The sequence below is a fragment of the Cellulomonas xiejunii genome, assembly GCF_024508315.1.
In the GTDB taxonomy this organism is placed as follows: Bacteria; Actinomycetota; Actinomycetes; order Actinomycetales; family Cellulomonadaceae; genus Cellulomonas; species Cellulomonas xiejunii.
On record NZ_CP101987.1, the window covers coordinates 3,329,580 to 3,350,502 of the forward strand.

General features: G+C 72.5%; 15 protein-coding genes. 6 read left to right on the plus strand and 9 right to left on the minus strand.

Annotated features, from left to right (window positions below; genetic code table 11):
- Positions 1–30 precede the first annotated feature (30 nt).
- A complete protein-coding gene (gene manD, locus NP048_RS15355; protein WP_227576491.1) occupies positions 31–1,266 on the plus strand; it encodes a D-mannonate dehydratase ManD in 1,236 nt (411 codons plus the stop codon).
- Entirely contained in the window at positions 1,263–3,455 is a 2,193-nt protein-coding gene (locus NP048_RS15360) for an alpha-glucuronidase (protein WP_227576492.1), read from the plus strand. The genes manD and NP048_RS15360 overlap by 4 nt, the downstream gene beginning before the upstream one ends.
- A gap of 68 nt (positions 3,456–3,523) precedes the next feature.
- On the opposite strand, the gene NP048_RS15365 is transcribed toward NP048_RS15360, so the two are convergent.
- From NP048_RS15365 to NP048_RS15400, 8 genes are all read right to left on the minus strand, one after another.
- Positions 3,524–4,564, minus strand: a complete 1,041-nt coding sequence (locus NP048_RS15365) for an aldo/keto reductase (protein WP_227576493.1) — start codon at positions 4,562–4,564, stop codon at positions 3,524–3,526.
- A gap of 100 nt (positions 4,565–4,664) precedes the next feature.
- A complete protein-coding gene (locus tag NP048_RS15370) occupies positions 4,665–5,165 on the minus strand; it encodes a type III secretion system chaperone family protein (protein ID WP_227576494.1) in 501 nt (166 codons plus the stop codon).
- Between the two features lie 105 nt (positions 5,166–5,270).
- On the minus strand, positions 5,271–7,307 hold the full coding sequence (locus NP048_RS15375; protein ID WP_227576495.1) for a beta-galactosidase: 2,037 nt from the start codon (positions 7,305–7,307) through the stop codon (positions 5,271–5,273).
- Between the two features lie 53 nt (positions 7,308–7,360).
- Positions 7,361–8,065 (minus strand): glycosyl transferase, encoded by a 705-nt coding sequence (locus NP048_RS15380; RefSeq protein WP_227576496.1) that lies wholly within the window; start codon positions 8,063–8,065, stop codon positions 7,361–7,363.
- Entirely contained in the window at positions 8,065–9,612 is a 1,548-nt protein-coding gene (locus NP048_RS15385; RefSeq protein WP_227576497.1) for a GH39 family glycosyl hydrolase, read from the minus strand. The genes NP048_RS15380 and NP048_RS15385 overlap by 1 nt, the downstream gene beginning before the upstream one ends.
- A gap of 183 nt (positions 9,613–9,795) precedes the next feature.
- A complete protein-coding gene (locus NP048_RS15390) occupies positions 9,796–11,451 on the minus strand; it encodes an ABC transporter substrate-binding protein (RefSeq protein ID WP_227576498.1) in 1,656 nt (551 codons plus the stop codon).
- Positions 11,452–11,537: 86 nt separating this feature from the next.
- Positions 11,538–12,476, minus strand: a complete 939-nt coding sequence (locus NP048_RS15395; RefSeq protein ID WP_227576499.1) for a carbohydrate ABC transporter permease — start codon at positions 12,474–12,476, stop codon at positions 11,538–11,540.
- The gene (locus NP048_RS15400) at positions 12,470–13,516 is read right to left on the minus strand and encodes an ABC transporter permease (protein WP_431355883.1); all 1,047 of its coding nucleotides are present in this window, start codon (positions 13,514–13,516) and stop codon (positions 12,470–12,472) included. The genes NP048_RS15395 and NP048_RS15400 overlap by 7 nt, the downstream gene beginning before the upstream one ends.
- Positions 13,517–13,905: 389 nt before the next feature.
- Here NP048_RS15400 and NP048_RS15405 point away from each other — a divergent pair, with 389 nt between their 5' ends.
- A complete protein-coding gene (locus NP048_RS15405) occupies positions 13,906–14,940 on the plus strand; it encodes a LacI family DNA-binding transcriptional regulator (protein ID WP_227576500.1) in 1,035 nt (344 codons plus the stop codon).
- Positions 14,941–14,977: 37 nt separating this feature from the next.
- Here the strand turns inward: NP048_RS15405 and NP048_RS15410 are convergent, their stop codons facing one another.
- On the minus strand, positions 14,978–17,479 hold the full coding sequence (locus tag NP048_RS15410; protein WP_227576501.1) for a glycosyl hydrolase family 95 catalytic domain-containing protein: 2,502 nt from the start codon (positions 17,477–17,479) through the stop codon (positions 14,978–14,980).
- On the opposite strand from NP048_RS15410, the gene NP048_RS15415 reads away from it, so the two are divergent.
- From NP048_RS15415 to NP048_RS15425, 3 genes are all read left to right on the plus strand, one after another.
- A complete protein-coding gene (locus NP048_RS15415) occupies positions 17,474–17,935 on the plus strand; it encodes a tRNA (cytidine(34)-2'-O)-methyltransferase (protein ID WP_227576502.1) in 462 nt (153 codons plus the stop codon). The genes NP048_RS15410 and NP048_RS15415 overlap by 6 nt on opposite strands.
- A 41-nt stretch (positions 17,936–17,976) precedes the next feature.
- Positions 17,977–19,827 (plus strand): gamma-glutamyltransferase family protein, encoded by a 1,851-nt coding sequence (locus tag NP048_RS15420; protein ID WP_227576503.1) that lies wholly within the window; start codon positions 17,977–17,979, stop codon positions 19,825–19,827.
- 212 nt (positions 19,828–20,039) lie between these two features.
- Positions 20,040–20,918 carry an amidohydrolase family protein gene (locus NP048_RS15425; protein ID WP_227576504.1) on the plus strand — a complete coding sequence of 293 codons (879 nt, stop codon included), beginning with the start codon at positions 20,040–20,042 and terminating at the stop codon, positions 20,916–20,918.
- The last annotated feature ends 5 nt before the right edge of the window (positions 20,919–20,923 follow it).

Genomic DNA, 20,923 nt, shown 5'->3' on the forward strand with positions numbered 1-20,923 from the left:
CGACGCGACGGGCGGAAGGAGCATGTCACGATGTCGGGCACCGCCATCCGATCTGCCGAGGTGCTGGTCTCCAGCCCCGGTCGCAACTTTGTAACGTTACGCATCATCACGCAGGACGGTGTGGAAGGGCTCGGGGACGCCACCCTCAACGGACGCGAGCTCTCCGTGGCCAGCTACCTCACCGACCACGTCGTCCCCCTCCTGATCGGCAGGGACGCGCACACCATTGAGGACACCTGGCAGTTCCTCTACCGCAGCGCGTACTGGCGGCGCGGGCCCGTGACGATGGCGGCCATCGCGGCCGTCGACGTCGCCCTGTGGGACATCAAGGCCAAGCTCGCCGGCATGCCGCTCTACCAGCTGCTCGGCGGCGCGTCGCGCAACGGGATCATGGCGTACGGCCACGCGTCGGGCCGCGACCTGCCCGAGCTCTTCGACTCGATCCGCCAGCACCTCGACGAGGGCTTCCGGTCCATCCGCGTGCAGACCTCCGTGCCCGGCGTCGACGCCGTCTACGGGGTCGCCGCGCAGCCGTCGTCGTCAGGACGCTACGACTACGAGCCCGCGCAGCGCGCGCCCCTGCCGGCCGAGGAGGACTGGGACACCCGGGCCTACCTGCGCCACATCCCGCGGGTGTTCGAGGCCGTGCGCAACGAGTTCGGCCCCGAGCTGCCGCTGCTGCACGACGGCCACCACCGCATGACGCCCATCCAGGCCGCACGCCTGGGCAAGGACCTCGAGCCGTACGACCTGTTCTGGCTCGAGGACTGCACACCGGCCGAGAACCAGGACGCGCTGCGGCTCGTCCGGCAGCACACCGTGACGCCGCTCGCGATCGGCGAGGTCTTCAACACCGTCTGGGACTACCAGACGCTCATCCGCGAGCAGCTCATCGACTACGTGCGCTCGGCCGTCACGCACACGGGCGGTATCACGGCGCTGCGCCGCATCCTCGACTTCGCGGCGCAGTACCAGATCAAGTCCGGCATCCACGGCCCCACCGACATCTCCCCCGTCGGCATGGCGGCGGCGCTGCACCTGGACCTCGCGATCCACAACTTCGGCATCCAGGAGTACATGAAGCACTCCGCGACGACCGACGAGGTGTTCCGCACGTCGTTCACGTTCGCGGACGGCTACCTGCACCCGGGCCACGAGCCGGGGCTGGGCGTCACCTACGACGACGACGCGGCCCCGCGGTACCCCTACCAGGCGGCGTACCTGCCGTTCAACCGGCTCAAGGACGGAACGGTGCACGACTGGTGAGCGCCATCGACTCCCCCCCGGTCCACCCGGCATGGCTGCCCGACGCCGCGTTCGCACCGCTCGGCTCCCGGCGCGTGCTCGTGGCCGTCGGTCCGGACGCCGGCCCGGTCGGCGCGACCGTCGTCGACGAGGTGCGCCGGGCGACCGCCGCGCACGGCGGGTCGCTCACGGTCCTCACGCCCGGCGAGGCGCTGCCCGACGCTGCGTCCGTCCGGTCGCACGACCTCGTGCTGCTCGTGGCGTCGCGTGCCCACACCCGCGGCAGCGGGGCGGCCCGGCAGGTGCCGCCGCCGGCGCTCGCCGAGCAGCCGCCGCACCCGAACGACCCGCTGGTCGCCGCGGCCACCGACGGCGCGCTCGTCGCCACCGGCGGGGTGGCGGACTTCAGCCCGGACATGTTCGTGCGAGTCCGGGCCGCAGGCACCACCGTGGTCGTCGCCGGCGCCGCGACGGGCCTGCTCTACGGCCTGCACGACGTGGTGAGGCTCGGCGAGACGGCGTTCGGGGACTGCGACATCGACGTCACCGACCTCCCGGTCGCACCGGTCCGCATGCTCGACCACTGGGACAACATCGACGTCCACCCCGTGATGGGCCAGGTCGAGCGCGGGTATGCCGGCGGCTCGATCTTCTACGCCGACGGCCGCGTGCGAGAGGACCTCTCGCGGGTCGCCGCCTACGCCCGGCTGCTCGGGTCGATCGGCGTCAACGCGGTGGCGATCAACAACGTCAACGTCCACCGCACCGAGGCGCGCCTGCTCACCGACGGTCTGGACGACGTCGCGCGGGTCGCCGACGTGTTCCGGCCGCACGGTGTGCGGACGTACCTGTCGGTGTCGTTCGCGTCGCCCGTCGTCCTCGGCGGTCTGCCCACGTCGGACCCCGCCGACCCGGACGTGCAGGCGTGGTGGGCGGCGGCCGCGGACCGCGTCTACGCGACGATCCCCGACTTCGGCGGCTTCGTCGTCAAGGCGGACTCCGAGGGGCAACCCGGCCCGTTCGCGTACGGGCGGGACCACGCCGACGGCGCCAACCTGCTGGCCCGCGCGCTGCGCCCGCACGGCGGGACGGTGTTCTGGCGCGCGTTCGTCTACAACCACGAGCAGGACTGGCGCGACCGCCGCACGGACCGGGCGCGAGCCGCGTACGACCACTTCGCACCGCTCGACGGCCGGTTCGACGAGAACGTCGTGCTGCAGGTGAAGTACGGGCCCATCGACTTCCAGACGCGCGAGCCGGTCTCGCCCGTGCTCGCCGCGATGCCGCGCACGCGGCTGGCCGTCGAGCTGCAGGTCACGCAGGAGTACACGGGCCAGCAGAACCACGTGTGCTACCTGGGGCCGCTGTGGTCGCAGGTGCTCGGCTTCCCGCTGGCCGAGGACGCGACCCGCGACGTCGCACGGATCGTGTCCGGGTTGCCGGGCCACCGCGACACCCCGTCGGGAGACCTGCCCGCAGGCGGCATCACCGCTGTCTCCAACGTCGGGGACGACGAGTTCTGGACCGGTCACCCGCTCGCGCAGGCCAACCTGTACGCGTACGGGCGGCTCGCGTGGAACCCGGAGGCGGACTCCGTCGCGCTGCTCGACGAGTGGATCGGCCTGACGTTCCCGGGCGCCGACCCGCGCGTGCGCGAGACGCTGCACACGCTCATGGACGACTCCTGGCTGACGTACGAGGCGTACACCGCGCCGCTGGGCGTCGGCTTCATGGTCGACCCCGGGCGTCAGCACTACGGCCCCAACGTCGACGGGTACGAGTACTCCAAGTGGGGCACGTACCACTTCGCGGACCGCGACGGCATCGGCGTCGACCGGACCGTGGCGACGGGCACCCGCTACACCGGCCAGTACCCGTCGCCCTGGCGCGAGACGTACGAGGACCTCGCGACGTGCCCGGACGAGCTGCTGCTGTTCTTCCACCACGTGCCGTACTCGCACGTGCTGCACAGCGGCACCACCGTGATCCAGCACATCTACGACTCGCGCGCCGACGCCGTCGACGTCGTGACGTCGTGGGTCGACGCGTGGGCCGCCCTGGACGGGCTCGTCCCGGACCGGCTCCACGCCCGCGTCGCCGAGCGACTGACGGAGCAGGTCCGCTCCGCCACCGAGTGGCGCGACCAGCTCCGCTCGTACTTCTTCCGCAAGTCCGGCGTCCCCGACGCCACGGGCCGCCCGATCTACTGACGCCAGGGCGCACCCGCCCGAGAGTGTGAAGCGTTGTTGCCGGATTCCGGCAACAACGCTTCACACTCTCAGCGGCCCGTGCCGTCGACCGCGTACTCGTCGATGGCAGCCAGCTCGTCGGCCGTCAGGGGCGGGGCCGACAGCGCCGCGACGTTGTCCTCGAGCTGCGCCACCGAGCTCGCCCCGACCAGGGCGGACGTGATGCGCTCGTCGCGCAGCACCCACGACAGCGCCAGCTGCGCGAGGCTCTGGCCGCGGCTCGCGGCGATGTCGTTCAGGGCCCGCGCCCGCGTCAGGTAGGTCTCCGAGAGCGCGCGCTCGGACAGGGACGGGCTGGTACCGGCGATCCGCGACCCCGCCGGGGCCACACCGCCCAGGTACCGGTCCGTCAGCAGACCCTGCGCGAGCGGCGAGAACACGATCGTCCCCACGCCCAGGTCGCCCACCGCGTCGAGCAGCGACTCGCCCTGCCCCTCCCCCACGTTCTCGACGTGCCGGTTGAACATCGAGTAGCTGGGCTGGTGGATGAGCAGGCGCACACCCATGTCGGCCAGCACCGCGTGCGCCTCGCGCGTCTGCGACGGCGAGTAGTTGGAGACGCCGACGTACAGCGCCTTGCCGCTGCGCACCGCCTGCGCGAGCGCGCCCATGGTCTCCTCGATCGGCGTCGACGGGTCCGGGCGGTGGTGGTAGAACACGTCGACGTATTCCAGGCCCATGCGCCGCAGCGACGCGTCGAGCGAGGACAGCAGGTACTTGCGCGACCCGCCGTCCTGGTACGGGCCGGACCACATGTCGTAGCCCGCCTTGGTGGAGATCACGAGCTCGTCGCGGTACGGACGCAGGTCCGCCGCGAGGTGCCGGCCGAAGTTCTCCTCGGCCGCCCCGGGCCGCGGGCCGTAGTTGTTCGCCAGGTCCAGGTGCGTGATGCCCAGGTCGACGGCCCGGCGCAGGATGTCGCGCTGCGTCCCGAACGGCGTCTCGTCCCCGAAGTTGTGCCACAGGCCCAGCGACAGCGCCGGCAGGTCGAGGCCCGAGCGGCCCGTGCGGCGGTAGGTCATGGTCGCGTACCGGTCGTCGGCGGCGCGGTACGGGTCGAGCGCGGGCATGCGGTGCTCCTCGTGGTGGGCGTCGCCCCAGGCTACGGCGGCCCGGCGGCATCACCCGGCACGCCGTCGTGGCGATCAGGACCAGGTCCCGCGGTCCTCCTCAGCCCTGCCCCTGCGCCCTCTCCTGCTCAGCCCTCGCGGCGGCGGCCTCGGCCGGGTACAGCTCGTCGAGGTGCGCGAAGAGCTGCAGGGCGCTGGAGATGCCGCACCCGAGGTGCAGGTCGACCTGGGCGTCGCTCACGCCGTGCTGGTAGTCGACCGTGTGCTCGGCGTACACGCCGAGCACGTCGTCCTCCACGGCCACGCAGCCCTTCGGCCACAGGTGCGACACGTTCCACTCGTTGACGGCCGCCAGCACCGCGGGGAGCTGGTCGGCACCGACCTCCCGGTTCCACCGACCGCGCACCTGCAGGTGCTCGTCGTGCTCACCCAGCAGGAAGAAGTAGAAGAGGTGGCCGTCCCAGTAGCCGCCGACGTCGCCGTCGTCGTCGATGCCGTACCGCATCTCACGGGCCTCGAGCACCGCCGTGATGCGGTCGCGCCCCAGCGGCGCGAGCGTCGGCGGCGTCGGGACAGGCGTGTCCGTGGTGAAGAAGCTCATGGTCTCCCCGATCGGGTGCGGTGGCGGCTCGGGTCGACGGCACCAGCGGTGTCACCCACCCGCACGCAGAGCCTAGCCACTGCGCCCGACATGTCCGTTCCGACGTCACGCCCGCAGGACCAGCACCTCCGCCGGCGCGAGCGTGAGCGCGTCCCCCACCTCGACGGTGCGCCCCGTGAGCAGGTCCTGCCCCGCGACCTGCGCCGTCACCGTGACCGGTTCCGAGCCGTGGTGCAGCACGAAGGCGTACGTGGTGCCGTCGGGTGACACGCGCCGCGTCACCTCGACGCCCACGTCGTCGGCGTGCGGCCCGACCAGCCCGTGCCCGGCGAGCACGTGCCGCAGCACGCGCGCCACGCCTGCGTCGTCCAGACCCGTCGCGACGTGCCACGCCGCGCCGTCGCCGCGGCGCGCCCGCGTGACGGCGGCCCGCCCGGCGTAGAACTGCGCGCCGTACGTCCCGACGACCTGCGTCCCCTCGTCCGGCACCAGCAGCTCGAACACGAGGGTCGCGTCGTGCGTGGTCGCCTCGCCGTCGAGCTCCAGCGTCACGGGGTTCACGTCGCCGGGGACCGCGGAGTCCGTCTCCTCGACGCGCGTGCCGAGCAGCGGGTCGAGCGGCGGGACGCCGCAGTACGCGTTGTCGTCCTCGTCGACCCGCCCGCCGTAGAACGTCGTCACCAGCGTGCCGCCGCGCTCGACGTGGGCGGTCAGCCGCTCGACCACGTCACCCTTGAGCAGGTGCAGCACGGGTGCCACGACGACCTCGTAGCCGGACAGGTCCGCGGTCACGGGGACCACGTCGACCTCGGTGTTCACCGACCAGATCGCCCGGTGGTACTGCAGCAGCGTCTGCAGGTACGAGACGTGGCGGTTGTAGCCGTCGGTCATCTCGACCGCCCACCACGAGTCCCAGTCGAGCAGCAGCGCGACGCGTGCGGGTGTCCGCGCCCCCAGCAGCGCAGCACCCGTCGTCGCGAGCCCCGCCCCGAGCTCGGCCGCCTCGCGGAACACCCGGGTGTCCGTGCGCCCCGAGTGGTCGATGAGCGCGCCGTGGTACTTCTCGCACGCGCCCTTCGACTGACGCATCTGGAAGTAGAGGGTCGCGTCCGCACCGTGCGCGACCGACTGCCACGTCCACAGGCCGAGCACGCCCGGGCGCTTCACCGGGTTGACGTCGCGCGACGCGGTGATCGACGGGGTCTGCTCCATGACCCAGAACGGCTGGCCGCCCTTGAGACCGCGCATGGCGGCGTGCGTGGCCGCCATGCGCGCGGCGGTGCGCAGCGGGTCGTCCGGGAGCGGCGGGTAGTTGTCCCAGGACACGAAGTCCAGGTCGTCCGCCCAGCGGTGGTAGTCGAGCGGCTGGTAGAACCCCATGAGGTTGGTGGTCACCGGGGTGTGAGGGACGTGCGCACGGATCGCGGCCTTCTCCGCCACGTAGCCCTCACGCAGGCGGTCGGACATGTACCGGCGGTAGTCGAGCGTGATGCCCTGGAACGCCGTGTGGTTCGGCCCCCGCCAGTGCTCCGACAGCAGCGACGGCGGCACGACCTCGTCCCAGTCCCCGAAGACGTGGGACCAGAACAGCGTGTTCCACGCCTCGTTCAGCCGCTCGAGCGTCCCGTACCGCGCCCGCAGCCACTCCCGGAACCCGGCCGCGCACAGGTCGCAGTAGCACGCACCGCCGTACTCGTTGCCGACGTGCCACGCGACGACCGCCGGGTGGTCGCCGTAGCGCTCCGCCAGCCGGGACGCCATGGCGACCGACAGACGGCGGAAGTCCGGCGACGACGGGCAGTGGTTGTGCCGCTGCCCGTACACGTGCCGCCGGCCCTCGAGGTCCACCCGGCAGGCGTCCGGGTGGGCCCGTGCGAGCCACGGCGGCATCGCCCCGCTGGGCGTCGCGAGCACGACGGCCCGACCCTCGGCATGCACCCGCTCGACGATCGCGTCGAGCCGCGTGAAGTCGTACACCCCCGGCGACGGCTCGGTGTGCGCCCACGCGAAGACGCCCACGGTCAGCGTCGTGACGTGCGCCTGGTCGAACGCGAGGTGGTCGTCGTCCCACACCTCGGCCGGCCACTGCTCGGGGTTGTAGTCGCCGCCGTAGCGGACGTGGTCGCCGGCGGGCAGCGGCATGGCAGGCACCTCGGGGTCGCGCGGGGAAGGGTGGAGTCGGGCGGTCGGGCGGGTCAGGCGGCCTCGGACGAGGGGGCGGTGAAGCGCTCGGTCGCGTCCCGCACCACGGGCTCCGTGGTCGTCATGACGGCGAACGCGAGCAGCCCCGACACCATGACGAGCACCCAGTCGGACAGGAAGAGCACGATGCCGAACCCGAGCACCAGCAACGACAGGATGCCGAGCGTCACCAGCGGCTTCGCGGCCAGGTAGTAGGTGGACAGCCGCGCCAGGTCGCGCGTGCGCAGGCTCAGGTGCGAGGTCAGCGAGAGCGCGAGCACCGCCCACATCAGCAGGCCCGCGGCGACGACGACGAGCACGACGCCGTATCCCGACGGCACGCCTGCGGAGTCGAGGTACGACAGCGAGAAGCCGATGACGGCGAGCGCCGCTACCGTCGGTGCCCACCAGCGCAGCACGTCGAGCGCGTTGAGCCGGTACCCCCGCCAGAAGTGGCGGGCCGGGCTGAGGTCCCGCTCGACGACGAACCGCCGCCACGAGAAGATGCCGGCCGCGAGCGCCGGGCCCATCGGCAGCGCCAGCAGGGCCGCGATCCACAGGTTCGAGGGGTCGTCCCGCAGGAACGGCACGAGCAGCAGCGGGACGCCGCCGGTGAGCACGACGAGGCCGCAGACGACGAGGACCCACAGGACGACCGCGGCACCGCGCGACAGCGGGCCGGCACCGATCTCGTCGTGGTCCCCAGGCCGGGAGCCCATCAGGCCCGCCCGCGCTCGTGCGCCGCGACGAGCCGGTCGTCGTCCACGCCCAGCAGGCGACGGTCGTCGAGGCCCTCGTGGTGCGTGGCCGTGACGGGCGTCAGCTCGACGAAGGTCACCTCGTGGCGCGCGAGCGTGAGGTCGAGCTCGACGCGGCCGGCGGTCGCGCGCGCGACGTCGTGCTCGACGGCGGGACGGGCGCACGCCCGCAGCACATCCAGCTCGCGCGGGGTCGGCGACATAGGGCGTCCCATCTCGCGCCACGCCGCAAAGGCGTTGCCGTCGTGCTCGTTGACGCGCTCGCGCAGCACGAACGCGGCGTCGCCCCGCACCGGCAGGGACAGCTCGACGCGGTGCTCGGCCGCCACGTCCGCGGCGTCGGTGCCGCCGACCGGCTGCCAGGCGAGCACGGTGACGCGCCCGTCCGGGTCGGAGCACACGAGGTGGTCCTCGCCGCGGGCCAGGACGTCGCGGCCCATGCGCGCCATGAACGCGTAGAGGTGGTAGGTCGGCTTGGCGACCTGCCGGTGGGTCAGCATGCCGAACCCGCCGTGGAAGAACGACGTCGGGACGTCGGCCTCCTCGAACACGTCGCAGAAGGTCCAGTAGGAGAACGAGTCGACCACGTCGCCGCCGCCGGCGAGCACCGGGGCGAGGAAGGCGGCGTTGTACGCCGTGTCGTGGATCGGGTTGTCCGGGCGGTACGAGGTGTTGAACTCGGTGATGTGCACGGGCAGGCCCGCCAGCGGCGTGCCGGCCAGGTAGCGTCGCGGCGCGTCGAACTGGTGCAGCAGGTCCTGCGGCGGCATCTGCGTCTGGTAGACGCCGAACGGGATCCGCTGCACCGGGCCGGACGAGTACGCGTGCCGGCTGACGAAGTCGATGGGCACGTCGCGGCTCGTCACGAAGTCGGTGAACGGCGCCCACCACTCGTCGTCGGAACCGCCGCAGATGGCAGGGCCGCCGACCTGCAGGCTCGCGTCGACGTCCTTGATCGCGCGGGCGGTCTCCTCGTACAGCCGGAAGTACGCGGGCTGGTCGGCGTCCTTCCAGAAGACCGTGAGGTTCGGCTCGTTCCACACCTCGATCGGCCACTGGCGCACCTCGTCGATGCCGTACCGGTCGATCTGGTGGCGCACGAAGGCCTGCACCAGCGCCACCCACTCGCCGTGGTCGCGCGGCGGGGTGACGTTGCCCTTCCACCAGAACACGGTCTGGTCGCCCGACGCGAGGTGCGACGGCATGAACCCCAGCTCGAGGAACGGCCGGATGCCCACCGACAGGAAGAAGTCATGGACCTGGTCCACGTAGCTGAACGCGTACCGGGTGTGCGTGCGACCGTCGATCTCGTCGGTGCGCAGCACCCCCATGTCGTCCGACAGCACGCCGTGCCCGCGGATGTGCTTGAACCCGATGTCGCGCTGCACCTGCGTGAGGGAGTCGCGGTAGTCGGCGCGCAGCGCGAGGTTCATGCGTCCCGTGCCGACGCACGCGCGCCAGGCGTCGGGCAGGGGGCCGGTGGGCTGGGTGGGGACGACGGTGCGCACGGGGGCGACCTCCAGGCGACGGTGACAGGGGGTGACGGACGTCCACGGGGACGGACGTGCGGACCACCTTCGCACGTCGCGGACGCGACGGCGGTCAGGTGGTGGTGCGAGGGCTGCACCGGGCAGCGAGAGGCCCGGTCCCCTCGCCCGTCCGCGACGGACGAGGGGACCGGGCCCGGTCGATCAGCCGTTCTTCTCGGCGTAGCGCTTCTGCGCGCCGTTCACGACGTCGAGGTACTGCTGCAGGTTCTTGCCCTCGAGCTCGGTCACGTACGCGTCCCACTCGGAGAGCGGGCGCTGGCCGAGGATGAACGCGGCCGTGTTCTGCAGGACGTGGTCACGCAGACCGGTCTGCCACAGCGAGACCTGCTCGCGCTCGAGCTCGTCGAGCGGCGCGGGCGGTGCGACGACCGCGAGCTCCTTGTCGCTCATCGACTCGACGAACTCCACGACCTCCGGGCGGAGCATCGAGCGGTCGAGCTCGTCGGACGAGCCGTGCTCGAGCATCCAGACGCCGTTGTGGTAGCCGAAGTCGACGTTGAGCGCCTTGGGCGCCCCCGGGTTCAGGCCGTTCTGGTCGATGTCCGTCGCCAGGACGCGCTTGTCGCCGTCCTTCGTGTACGTCTCGCCCTCGACGCCCCACTTGGCGAACTCGAGGCCCTCGTCGGAATAGAACAGCCAGTCGAGGAACTGCAGCATCGCGAGGAAGTCGTCCTCCTCGGCAGCCGACGCCGCGAGCATGACGCCGCTGACCAGGCGCGTACCGGCCTGGATGTCACCGGCCGGGCCGGCGGGCACGCGGATCATGACGACCTCGCCCGCGGTGCCGACCTCGGTCATGGCGGTGCGGACCTTGAGGATCTCCTGGTCGTTCGTGAGCTGCGCGAACGTCTGGCCGGATGCCATCTTCTGGATCGCCTGGTCATCCTCCTGCGTGAGGCTCTCGGGGTCCATGAGGCCGTCGGCCACGAGCCCGTTGTAGTACTCGAGCAGGTCGCGGTACTCGTCCATGGCGCCCGTGTAGACGAACTCCTCGGCGTCCTCGTCCCACCACGTGCCCTCGCCGTAGCCCCAGCCCGCGGCGGTGCCGAAGTTCGGGGCGGCGACGTTGAGCGTGGCCTCGAGCGGGCCGTTGGCCGACCAGCGGTCGGAGAGCGGGTACGTGTCCGGGTACGCGGCCTTGACCTTCGCCAGGTCCGCCGCGAAGTCCTCGAACGTCTCCGGCTCGAGGCTCAGCCCGAGCTGCTCCCACACGTCCTTGCGCACGGCGTACGCGTACGACGGGCGGACCGACTCGCGCAGGCCCGGCAGCAGGTAGTACTTGCCGTCCTCCTGGCGCAGGCGGTCGATGTCCGCCTCCAGGCCCCACTTCTCGACCTTCTCCTGGAAGTTCGGCATGTGCTCGACGTAGTCGCTGACGGGCAGGATCGCGCCGCCGGCGACGAAGGGCACCTCCTGACCCGGGTACGTCACCGAGATGACGTCCTTGGCGTTGCCCGCACCGATCGCGATCGACTGGGCCTGCTGCCAGTCGGACAGCGGGGCGGTCTGGATGTCGAACGTGACGTTCTGGTTCTCCTCGAACTTCTTCAGGATGTCCCAGTCGTCCTTGATCGGGTAGTTCGGGTGGTCGCGGTACATCAGACCGAACTCGACCGGCTCGGTGGCCTTGAAGGTCGTCCCGACCTTGAAGTCCTCCATCGCGCCCACCTGGCCGAGCTCGCTGGCCTCGGGCGTCTCCGCTGCCTCGTCCGAGCCGCCCGAGCAGGCCGTCAGGGCCAGCGCGAGCGTCGCGGCGGTCGCGGCGAGCGCGAGTGGCCGCTTCTTCGTCGTCCTCATGATTCTCCTTCGGGGTGGAACGTCGTCGTCCTGCATCCGTGGAAGTGCACCGCCGTCCGGGAGGACCGCGGGGGCTGGGGTGGTGCTCACTGCTTGACCGAGCCGAGCATCACGCCCGACACGAAGTACCTCTGGAGGAAGGGGTAGAGGCAGACGATCGGCAGGACGGTGAGCAGCATCGTCACCGCCTTGACGTTGGCCGCGATCTGCGTGGCCTCGGCGGAGCCCGCGGCGCCGTCGACGCTGGTCGCGCCGGCGATGAGGTTCCGGAGGTACACGGTCACCGGGTACAGCTCGCGGTGGTCCATGTAGAGGAACGCTGCGAACCACGAGTTCCAGAAGGAGACCGCGTAGAACAGGATCATCGTGGCGATGACCGCCTTGCTCAGCGGCAGCACGATCCGCCAGAGCTTGCCGTAGGTGCTCAGCCCGTCGATCTCCGCGGCTTCCTCGATCTCGGTCGAGAAGTTCTCGAAGAACGACTTCATGACGAGCAGGTTGAACACGCTGATGGCGTTGGGCAGCGCGATGGCCCACACCGAGTTGCGCAGCCCCAGCTCGTTCACGAGCACGTAGTTGGGGATGAGGCCGCCGTTGAAGAACATGGTGAAGACGGCGATGCCGATGAAGACCTTGCGACCCTTGAGGTGGTACTTGGAGATCGCGTAGGCGAACGTCGTGGTGAAGACCATGGCGACGAGCGTCGCGACGACCGTGTAGTAGACGGTGTTCTGGTAGTTGCGCCAGAACATCGAGTCGCTCATCACCAGGTTGAACGTCGTGACGTTGAAGCCCTTGGGCCACAGGTTGACCTGGCCGGCGTTGATGTACGACTCGGAGCTGAACGCCTGGGCCAGGAGGTTGACGAACGGGTACAGCGTGACGCCCGCGATGATCACCAGCAGGGTCGCGTTGACGACGTAGAAGACGCGGTAGCCCCGGGTGTCCTTGACGGTGCGGGTGGCGTAGACGGTCGGCTTCGACAGCTGCTCGTCCAGGTGCGTGACGTTCTCGGCGGTCACCACAGGGAGGCTCCGACCACTCGGCGCGAGATCGCGTTGGCGGACAGGACGAGGGTCAGGCCGATGATCGCCTCGAACAGGCCGATGGCCGTCGCGTAGGAGAACTGGCTCGACCCGATGCCGACGCGGTACAGGTACGTCGCGATGACGTCCGCCGTCGGGTACAGCAAGGGGTTGTACAGGAGCAGGATCTTCTCGAACCCGACCGCCATGAACGACCCGATATTGAGGATGAGCAGCACGACCATCGTCGGGCGGATGCCCGGCAGCGTGACGTGCCACGTCTGGCGCCAGCGGTTGGCACCGTCGATGCGCGCGGCCTCGTACAGCTGCGGGTCGATCGTCGACAGCGCGGCGAGGTAGAGGATCGTGCCCCAGCCGACGGTCTGCCAGATCTCCGAGGAGATGTAGATCGTCCGGAAGAACTCCGGCAGCTGCATGAACCCGATCGCCTCGCCGCCGATGGCGGTGATGATCTGGTTGACCGTGCCGCGGATCGCGGTGAGCTGGAACACCAGCCCCGCGACGATGACGATCGACATGAAGTGCGGCAGATAGGAGATCGTCTGGACGATCCGCTTGAACCGCTGCGAGCGCAGCTCGTTGAGCATGAGCGCGAGCACGATCGGCAGCGGGAAGATGATCACCAGGCTCAGGACCCCGAGGACCAGGGTGTTCTGGAAGACGTTCCAGAACGTGGGGTCGTTGATGAACATCCGCACGTAGTGCAGACCGACCCACTCCTCGCCGAAGATCGACCCGCCCGGGCGGAACCGCCGGAACGCGATGACGTTGCCGAACATCGGGACGTAGCGGAAGATCGCGAAGAACAGCAACGGCAGGATCAGCAGCGAGTACAGCTGCCAGTCGCGGCGCAGCGCGCGCCGCCACGTCATGTGGCCGCCGCGACGCTTGCGTGCCGCGCGACCGCCGGGCCCCTGTGGCGCGTCGGCCGCGCCGCGTGCGGCGACGGCGGGGGCGGGGTCGTGGGCGAGGGCGGCCTGCGAGGCGCCCGAGCCGACGGTCACACCGTCCGTGGACAATGCGTTCACCACCCTTCGGAGGTGAGGAGCACCGCGGGGGCGCTCGGGTGGTGACGGTCGTGGCCGTGCGGCGACGAACCGGTCTGCGCCGGGTTCACGTCCTGCTGCGCCTGCATCGATCTCCACGCCCTCGTGGCCGAAACGTGTCGACGGGTGGTCCCCATCGGGTGTGGCCGACACGTTAGGCAAACGTTTGCGGTGCCGTCAACCCGCGAGACCGAACCGAGACCGGAGCGGGCACGAGGGACCATCCGGACGGACCACCGACGCGTCACGCGGCGTCGTGCGGCCGGGATGCTACCGTCGTCCCGAAACTTGCGAGCCGTCCCGGGCGCGCCGTCGGCCGGCCCCGCCGACCGCGCTGGGGGCCCCGGTCAGAGGAGACCTTCGTGGCCACGTCCAGCGACAACCGGCGGACCGTGACGATCGCCGAGATCGCGACGCTCGCCGGCGTCTCCGTGCCCACCGTGTCGAAGGTCCTGAACGGCCGCGCGGACGTCGCCGCCTCGACGCGCGCACGCGTCGAGGCGATCCTCGAGGAGCACAGCTACCGACGGCGCCGCGGGCGCGGGTCGGGCGACCCGAACCTCATCGACCTGGTCTTCCACCACTTCGACAACGCCTGGGCGCAGGAGGTCATCAAGGGCGTCGAGGACGCCGCCGCCGCGCACCGCGTCGGCGTGGTGCTCTCGGAGCTCGGCGGGTCCCACCGGCCCCAGCAGGAGCTCATCGACGACATCCTGGCCAGGCGTCCGCTCGGGGTGCTCCTGGTCCTGTCGAGCCTCGACACGACGCAGCGTCACCAGCTCGAGTCGCGGTCGATCCCCTTCGTCGTCGTCGACACCTGGGGGGAGCCGCCCGCGGGGGTCCCGACGGTCGGTTCCAACAACTGGAACGGCGGGCTGATCGCCACCCGCCACCTGCTCTCCCTCGGGCACCGGCGGATCGCCGTGATCGCCGGCCCGTCCGACGTGCTGTGCTCCCGGGCACGCGTCGACGGCTACCGCAGCGCTCTGGAGGAGGCGGGCATCCGCCCCGACCCGGAGCTCGTGCGCTGGGGCGACTTCCACGTCGACGGCGGCTACAAGCACGGGCTCGAGCTGCTGTCCCGCACCGACCGCCCCACCGCGATCTTCGCCGGCTCCGACTACCAGAGCCTCGGCGTCATGCGCGCCGTGCGTGAGCTGGGCCTGTCGATCCCGGAGGACGTCTCCGTCGTCGGGTACGACGACATCCCCCTGGCCCAGTGGCTCGGCCCGTCCCTGACCACCGTGCGCCAGCCGCTGCGCGAGATGGCCGGCACCGCCACCGAGATGGTCCTGAGCCTGGCCTCGGGTCAGCACCCCGCGAACCTGCGGATCGACCTCGCGACCGAGCTCGTCGTCCGCGAGTCGACGGCACCGGCGCCCGCGGGCACGCTCTAGCTCACCCGGTCGCGCGCCCGGGCGCGACCATCACGGGTCAGGCCGGCGCCGCAGCCACGACCCGACGCCCCGGGCGCAGCGTCACCTGGCGACGCTCGGCAGCCCCCCGCTCGCGCACGTCGACGACGACCGGACGGTCCGCCTCGAGCACCGCACGCTCCACGCGCCCGTCCCGCCACGCCAGCTCCGTCAGCCGCAGCCCCCCGCGCAGCCGCAGGCCCCGCACGCGTCCCGTGGGCCACGCCGCAGGGAGCGCCGGCAGCAGGTGGACCTCGCGCACGCCGTCCGGGCCGCGCCGGTGCGCCTGCACGAGTGCCTCGGCGACCCCGGCCGTGAAGCCCAGGTTGCCGTCGATCTGGAACGGCGGGTGCGCGCACAGCAGCGACCTGTAGACCCCGCCGCGCAGGGGCCCGTCGCCTACGGACGGCTCCGCGTCCACGGGGTGCAGGAACGCCGTGACCAGGTCCGCGACCCCGTCGACGTCCCGCAGCCGGGCCCGCAGCGCGAGCCGCCACGCGAGCGACCAACCCGTCGAGTCCGGCCCGCGCGCGTCCAGGGTCCGCAGCGCGGCCGCCGTGAGCGCCGGCGCGGAGTCCGGGTCGATCGACGTCCCCGGGAACACCCGGTAGAGGTGCGACTGGTGCCGGTGCCCCGGCTCCGCGTCGGGCACGTCGGTGCGCCACTCCGCGAGCCGCCCGTCGGGCGCGACGCGCTCGGTCGGCAGCCGCTCGAGCGCACCGTCGACGGCCGCACGCAGGTCCTCGTCGTGGTCCCCCGCGGCCGGCGCGAGGCGGCGCACGTGCTCCAGCAGGTCACGGATGATCGCGAGGTCGGACGTCGTCGAGACGGACACGGCCGCGGGACGGCCGTCGGGCAGCAGGTAGTGGTTCTCCGGGCTGGTGGCGGGCGACGTCCCGAGCGTGCCGTCGGGCAGCTCGACGAGCAGGTCGAGCACCGCGAGCGCTGCGCCCCGCACCACCGGCCAGTGCCGGCGCAGCGCCGCGTCGTCGCCCGTCCAGTCGTGGTGGTCCACGACGTGCCGGGCCAGCCACGCGCCTCCCAGCGGCCAGCTCGACCAGCTCGCGGAGTCGTGGCCGCGCCCCGTCGGGCCCGTGAAGCACCAGGGGTCGCTGTTGTGGTGGGCCACCCAGCCACGCACGCCGTACAGCGTGCGCGCCGTGCCCCGGCCCGCGTCGGAGAGCCGGTCGAGCCAGCCCAGCAGCGGCTCGTGGCACTCCGCCAGGTCGCCGACGAGCGTGGGCCAGTAGTTCATCTCCGTGTTGATGTTGATCGTGTAGTTGGAGCTCCACGGCGGCCGCACGCTCGCGTTCCAGATGCCCTGGAGGTTCAGCGGCAGGGTGCCCGGACGTGAGCCGGCGACCGTCAGGTAGCGGCCGTGCTGGAAGGCCAGCACCGCGAGGTGCGGGTCCGCCGTACCGTGCGCGTGCCGCGCGAGGCGGGTGTCGAGCGGCAGGTCCGGTGCGACGGCGTCGAGGTCGAGCGTCACCCGGCCCATGAGTGCGGCGTGGTCCGCGACGTGCCGCGCGGCGATGCCGTCGACGTCCGCGACCGCCCGACCCAGCCCGGCGAGCGCGTCCGCCGCGACCCGGGCACGGTCGCCGTGCAGCGTCCCGGTCGCGACGTCGTGGTCGGTGGCGGTGGTCAGGACGACCCGCAGGCGACGGACGCCGCGGGCGCGGACGGCACCGTCGACGACGTCCACCCGGGCACCGTCGTCGGGATCACGGTCGGGGTCACCGTCGGCGAGCACCGCGAGCGCCACCGCCGCGTGCACGGCGCGCCCGCCGTACCGGACGGGGTCGGGGCCGTCGACCCAGTCGGGCAGGACGTGCGACGGCATGTCGAGCGTCGCGAGCACGACGGCCGCGCGCGGGTGCGCGTCCGGTGCGGCGACGGGCGTCGGCGCACCGGCCCACGGGTGCGGCGAGGTGAGCCGCACCCACGCCTCGCCGCCGCCGGGCGCCGCGGCGTCGGCCGCCCGCTCCAGCAGCAGCGCACCGTCGGGGTGGCTCACCAGCACGTCCTGCCGCCACGGCACGTCGGCGGTGGACGCCCAGGTCGTCGTCACGACCCCGCGGGCGAGGTCGAGGGTCCGGCGGTAGCCCGCCCCGCCCGCGGCGTCGGGCTGGTCGAGCAGCACGTCGACCAGCGGCTGGTACGCCTGCACCCAGCCGCTCTGCAGGCGGGCCAGCTCGGCCTCGGCCGCCAGGGGGTCGCCGTCCGCGAGCAGCCGGCGCGCACGGCGCACGACGCCCGGCGCGCCGTCCGGACCCAGCGGTCCGACAGGCTCGACGGGACCGTCGTGCGGCGCTCCCGACCAGCACGTGTCGTCGTTGACCTGCAGCCGCTCGTGCGCGGTGCCGCCGTGCACCATCGCGCCGATGCGCCCGTTGCCGACCGGGAACGCGTCCGTCCAGGTGCGCGCCGGCTCGTCCAGCCGCAGCAGCAGCGGCGGTGCGTCCACGTCGTCGTCGGTCACGACCACACCCAACCACGGTGGCAGGATCGTCCGGTGCACGTCGCCTTCTTCGAGCCCCGGATCCCCGGCAACACCGGCAACGCCATCCGCATGTGCGCGGGCACGGGGGCGACCCTGCACCTCGTGGAGCCGCTGGGGTTCGAGCTCACGGAGGCCCGCCTGCGGCGCGCCGGCCTGGACTACCACGACCTCGCGCACGTCGTCGTCCACCCCGGTCTGGACGCGCTGCTGACCGCGCTGCCGACGTCGCGCGTGTGGGCGTTCACGACGCAGGCGACCCGCCGGTACACCGACGTGCCGTGGCGCGACGACGACGTCCTGCTGTTCGGCCCCGAGCCGCAGGGCCTGCCGCCGCACGTCCTGGCCCACCCCCGCGTCGAGGACCAGCTGCGCATCCCGATGCTGCCGGGCCGGCGGTCGATGAACCTGTCGAACGCCGCGGCCGTCGCGACGTACGAGGCGTGGCGCGCGCTCGGGTTCCCCGGCGGGGTGTGAACGGCGCGACGCGCAAGGACGTCGGCTGCGAGCATCGGGACATGTTCACGACCCGACCGGTGCTGACCGGGACGCTCGGCATGGTCGCCTCGACGCACTGGCTCGCCAGCGCGGTCGGGATGCGCACGCTCGAGGCCGGCGGCAACGCGTTCGACGCGGCAGCCGCCGCGGGATTCACGCTGTCCGTCGTCGAGCCGCACCTCAACGGCCCCGGCGGGGACGCACCGGTCATCGGGCACCGCGCCGCGGACGCGCACACGTTCGTCGTGTGCGGGCAGGGCGTCGTCCCGGCGCTGGCGACGACCGAGGCGTACCGCGAGCTGGGCGTCACGGAGGTCCCGGGCACCGGGCACCTCGCGGCCGTCGTCCCCGGGGCGTTCGGGGCGTGGCTCGACCTGCTCGCGCGGTACGGGACGCTGCCGCTGGCCGACGTGCTCGGCCCCGCGATCGGCTACGCGCGGGACGGGTACCCGCTCGTGGCGGCAGCCGCGCGCACGGTCGCGACGGTCTCGGACATGTTCCGCGCGCACTGGCCGACGAGCGCACAGGTGTACCTGCCCGGCGGCGTGCCGCCGGGCCCGGGCGAGCGGTTCCGCAACCCGGACCTCGCGCGCACGTTCGAGCGGCTCCTGGCCGAGGCGTCCGCGGCGGGGCCCGACCGTGAGGCGCAGATCGAGGCGGCGCGCCGGGCGTTCTACGAGGGCTTCGTCGCGGAGACGGTCGATGCGTTCGTCGCGGGGACGCCCGTGCTCGACGCCACGGGCCGCGCGCACACGGGGTTCCTGCGCGCGGACGACCTCGCCGCGTGGCGGGCGACCGAGGAGCCGACCGTGGCCGTCCCCTTCGCGGGGGTCGAGGTGCACAAGACCGGCCCGTGGGGCCAGGGGCCGGTGCTCCTGCAGCAGCTGCGGCTGCTCGAGGCGCTCGGTGTCGAGGACCTGGTCCGCGACGTCGTCGAGCGCGAGGGGCGCGGGGCCGACGACCGTGGCGGCCCGCAGGCCGAGCTCGTGCACGCCGTCGTCGAGGTCGCGAAGCTCGCGTTCGCCGACCGTGACGCCTGGTACGGCGACAGCGCGGACGTACCGCTGGACGCGCTGCTGTCCACGGCGTACGCGGTCGAGCGGGCGGCCCTGGTGGGCGCGGGCGCCGACGACGGCTTCCGTCCCGGGGCGCCGGCCGGTCGGCCGCCGCGCCTGGCCCGGGCCCTGGTCGCGGCCCGTGCACTCGCCGACGCGGGCGGGCCGGACGGCGACGGCGGGCCGCTCGGGGCGGGGCTGGGCGAGCCCACGGTCGCCCCCACGGGGCTGACCCGGGGCGACACCTGCCACGTCGACGTGGTCGACCGCTGGGGCAACCAGGTGTCAGCGACACCGTCGGGTGGCTGGCTGCAGTCGAGCCCCGTCGTCCCCGGCCTGGGGTTCGCGCTGCCGACGCGCGCCCAGATGTGCTGGCTGGAGGACGGGCTGCCCGCGAGCCTGGTGCCGGGGCGTCGCCCGCGGACGACCCTGAGCCCGGCACTGGCGCTCGGGGCCGGCCACGGGTTCGCGTTCGGCACCCCCGGCGGCGACCAGCAGGACCAGTGGCCGGTGCCGTTCCTGCTCCGGCACGTCGTCGGCGGGTCGGACCTGCAGGCCGCGATCGACGCGCCGACGTGGCACTCGACGCACGTCCACGGGTCGTTCCACCCGCGCGCGCACACGCCCCGCGGCGTGGTCCTGGAGTCGCGGCTGGGAGCCGACGTGCCGGGCGCGCTGGAGGCCCGTGGTCACGCCGTGGTGGACGCCGGAGCGTGGTCGCTCGGCCGGTTGAGTGCTGCGGGCGTTGCGCCGAACGGGTGGTTGTACGCTGCAGCGAACCCCCGCGGGCAGCAGGGGTACGCGACGGGCCGGTGAGGGCGGCAGGCCGGTCATTGCCCCCATGACACGGCCGTGACCTGGAGTGTCACAGGTGCACGTCGGGGACGATGACTTTCATGTGAACGCTCAACATCGGGACGAATCAGACATCGGATGTCTCGGGCTGTCACAGGGCCCATCATGAGGGTTCTGTGAGGAATTGACCGCCAGGACGATTCAGACATCGGAGCACCGCTACCGTCGGAGACATGCCCTACGACGTCGTGGATGCGCACCTGCAGGTATGGGACCCGGAGTCGGTCCACTACCCGTGGATGTCACAGGATCCTTCACTCCTGCGCCGCGCCTACCGAGTCCGCGACCTCGGCGGAGCACTGGACGAGCACCACGTGGACGGCGTGGTGCTCGTCCAGTCCGCCGACAACCGCGCGGACAGCGAGCACCTGCTCTTCCAGGCGCTCTGCTCGCCGCACGTGCTGGGCGTGGTCGCCTGGGTTCCCCTCGACACGCCGGACGAGGCCGCGAACCAGCTCGACCAGTGGCGCGTGGAGCCCATCGTCGGCATCAGCCACCACGTCGACCGCGAGGCCGACGCCGGGTGGCTGCTGGGCGACGGCGTCGACGAGGGGCTCACGCTCCTGACCGAGCGCCGCCTCGTCCTCGACCTGCCGGCCACGACCCCCGAGCTGCTCCACCACGTCGCGACCGTCGCCGACCGGCACCCCAAGCTCACGGTCGTCGTCGACCACCTCGGGTCGCCGCCGCTCGCCGCCCTGCGCGCCGGGGACACCGCGACCTGGCAGCGGTGGGCGCAGGCGCTCGAGGTCGCCGCCCAGGCGCCCAACGTCGTCGCCAAGCTCGCGGGCCTCGGCCGCGCCGCCGGCCCCGGCTGGACCGTCGACGACGTGCGCCCGGCCGTCGACCACGCGATCGCCACCTTCGGCACCGACCGCCTCATGGCGGGCAGCGACTGGCCCACCGCGCTCGACGCCCACGGCTCGTGGGACGAGGTCTGGGGTGGCCTGCGCGCGACCCTCGTCGACCTCGACGAGGCGGCCGTCGCCCGCGTCATGGGGCGGACCGCGGTCGAGACGTACGGCATCCCGCCGCTCGTCCCCGAGCGCTGACACCC

Excerpts from the sequence above, each read along its gene's own strand:
- manD (WP_227576491.1), top strand. The coding sequence starts at position 31 with ATGTCGGGCACCGCCATCCGATCTGCCGAGGTGCTGGTCTCCAGCCCC.
- NP048_RS15365 (WP_227576493.1), bottom strand. The coding sequence starts at position 4,564 with ATGCCCGCGCTCGACCCGTACCGCGCCGCCGACGACCGGTACGCGACC.
- NP048_RS15370 (WP_227576494.1), bottom strand. The coding sequence starts at position 5,165 with ATGAGCTTCTTCACCACGGACACGCCTGTCCCGACGCCGCCGACGCTC.
- NP048_RS15375 (WP_227576495.1), bottom strand. The coding sequence starts at position 7,307 with ATGCCGCTGCCCGCCGGCGACCACGTCCGCTACGGCGGCGACTACAAC.
- NP048_RS15380 (WP_227576496.1), bottom strand. The coding sequence starts at position 8,065 with ATGGGCTCCCGGCCTGGGGACCACGACGAGATCGGTGCCGGCCCGCTG.
- NP048_RS15390 (WP_227576498.1), bottom strand. The coding sequence starts at position 11,451 with ATGAGGACGACGAAGAAGCGGCCACTCGCGCTCGCCGCGACCGCCGCG.
- NP048_RS15420 (WP_227576503.1), top strand. The coding sequence starts at position 17,977 with ATGTTCACGACCCGACCGGTGCTGACCGGGACGCTCGGCATGGTCGCC.
- NP048_RS15425 (WP_227576504.1), top strand. The coding sequence starts at position 20,040 with ATGCCCTACGACGTCGTGGATGCGCACCTGCAGGTATGGGACCCGGAG.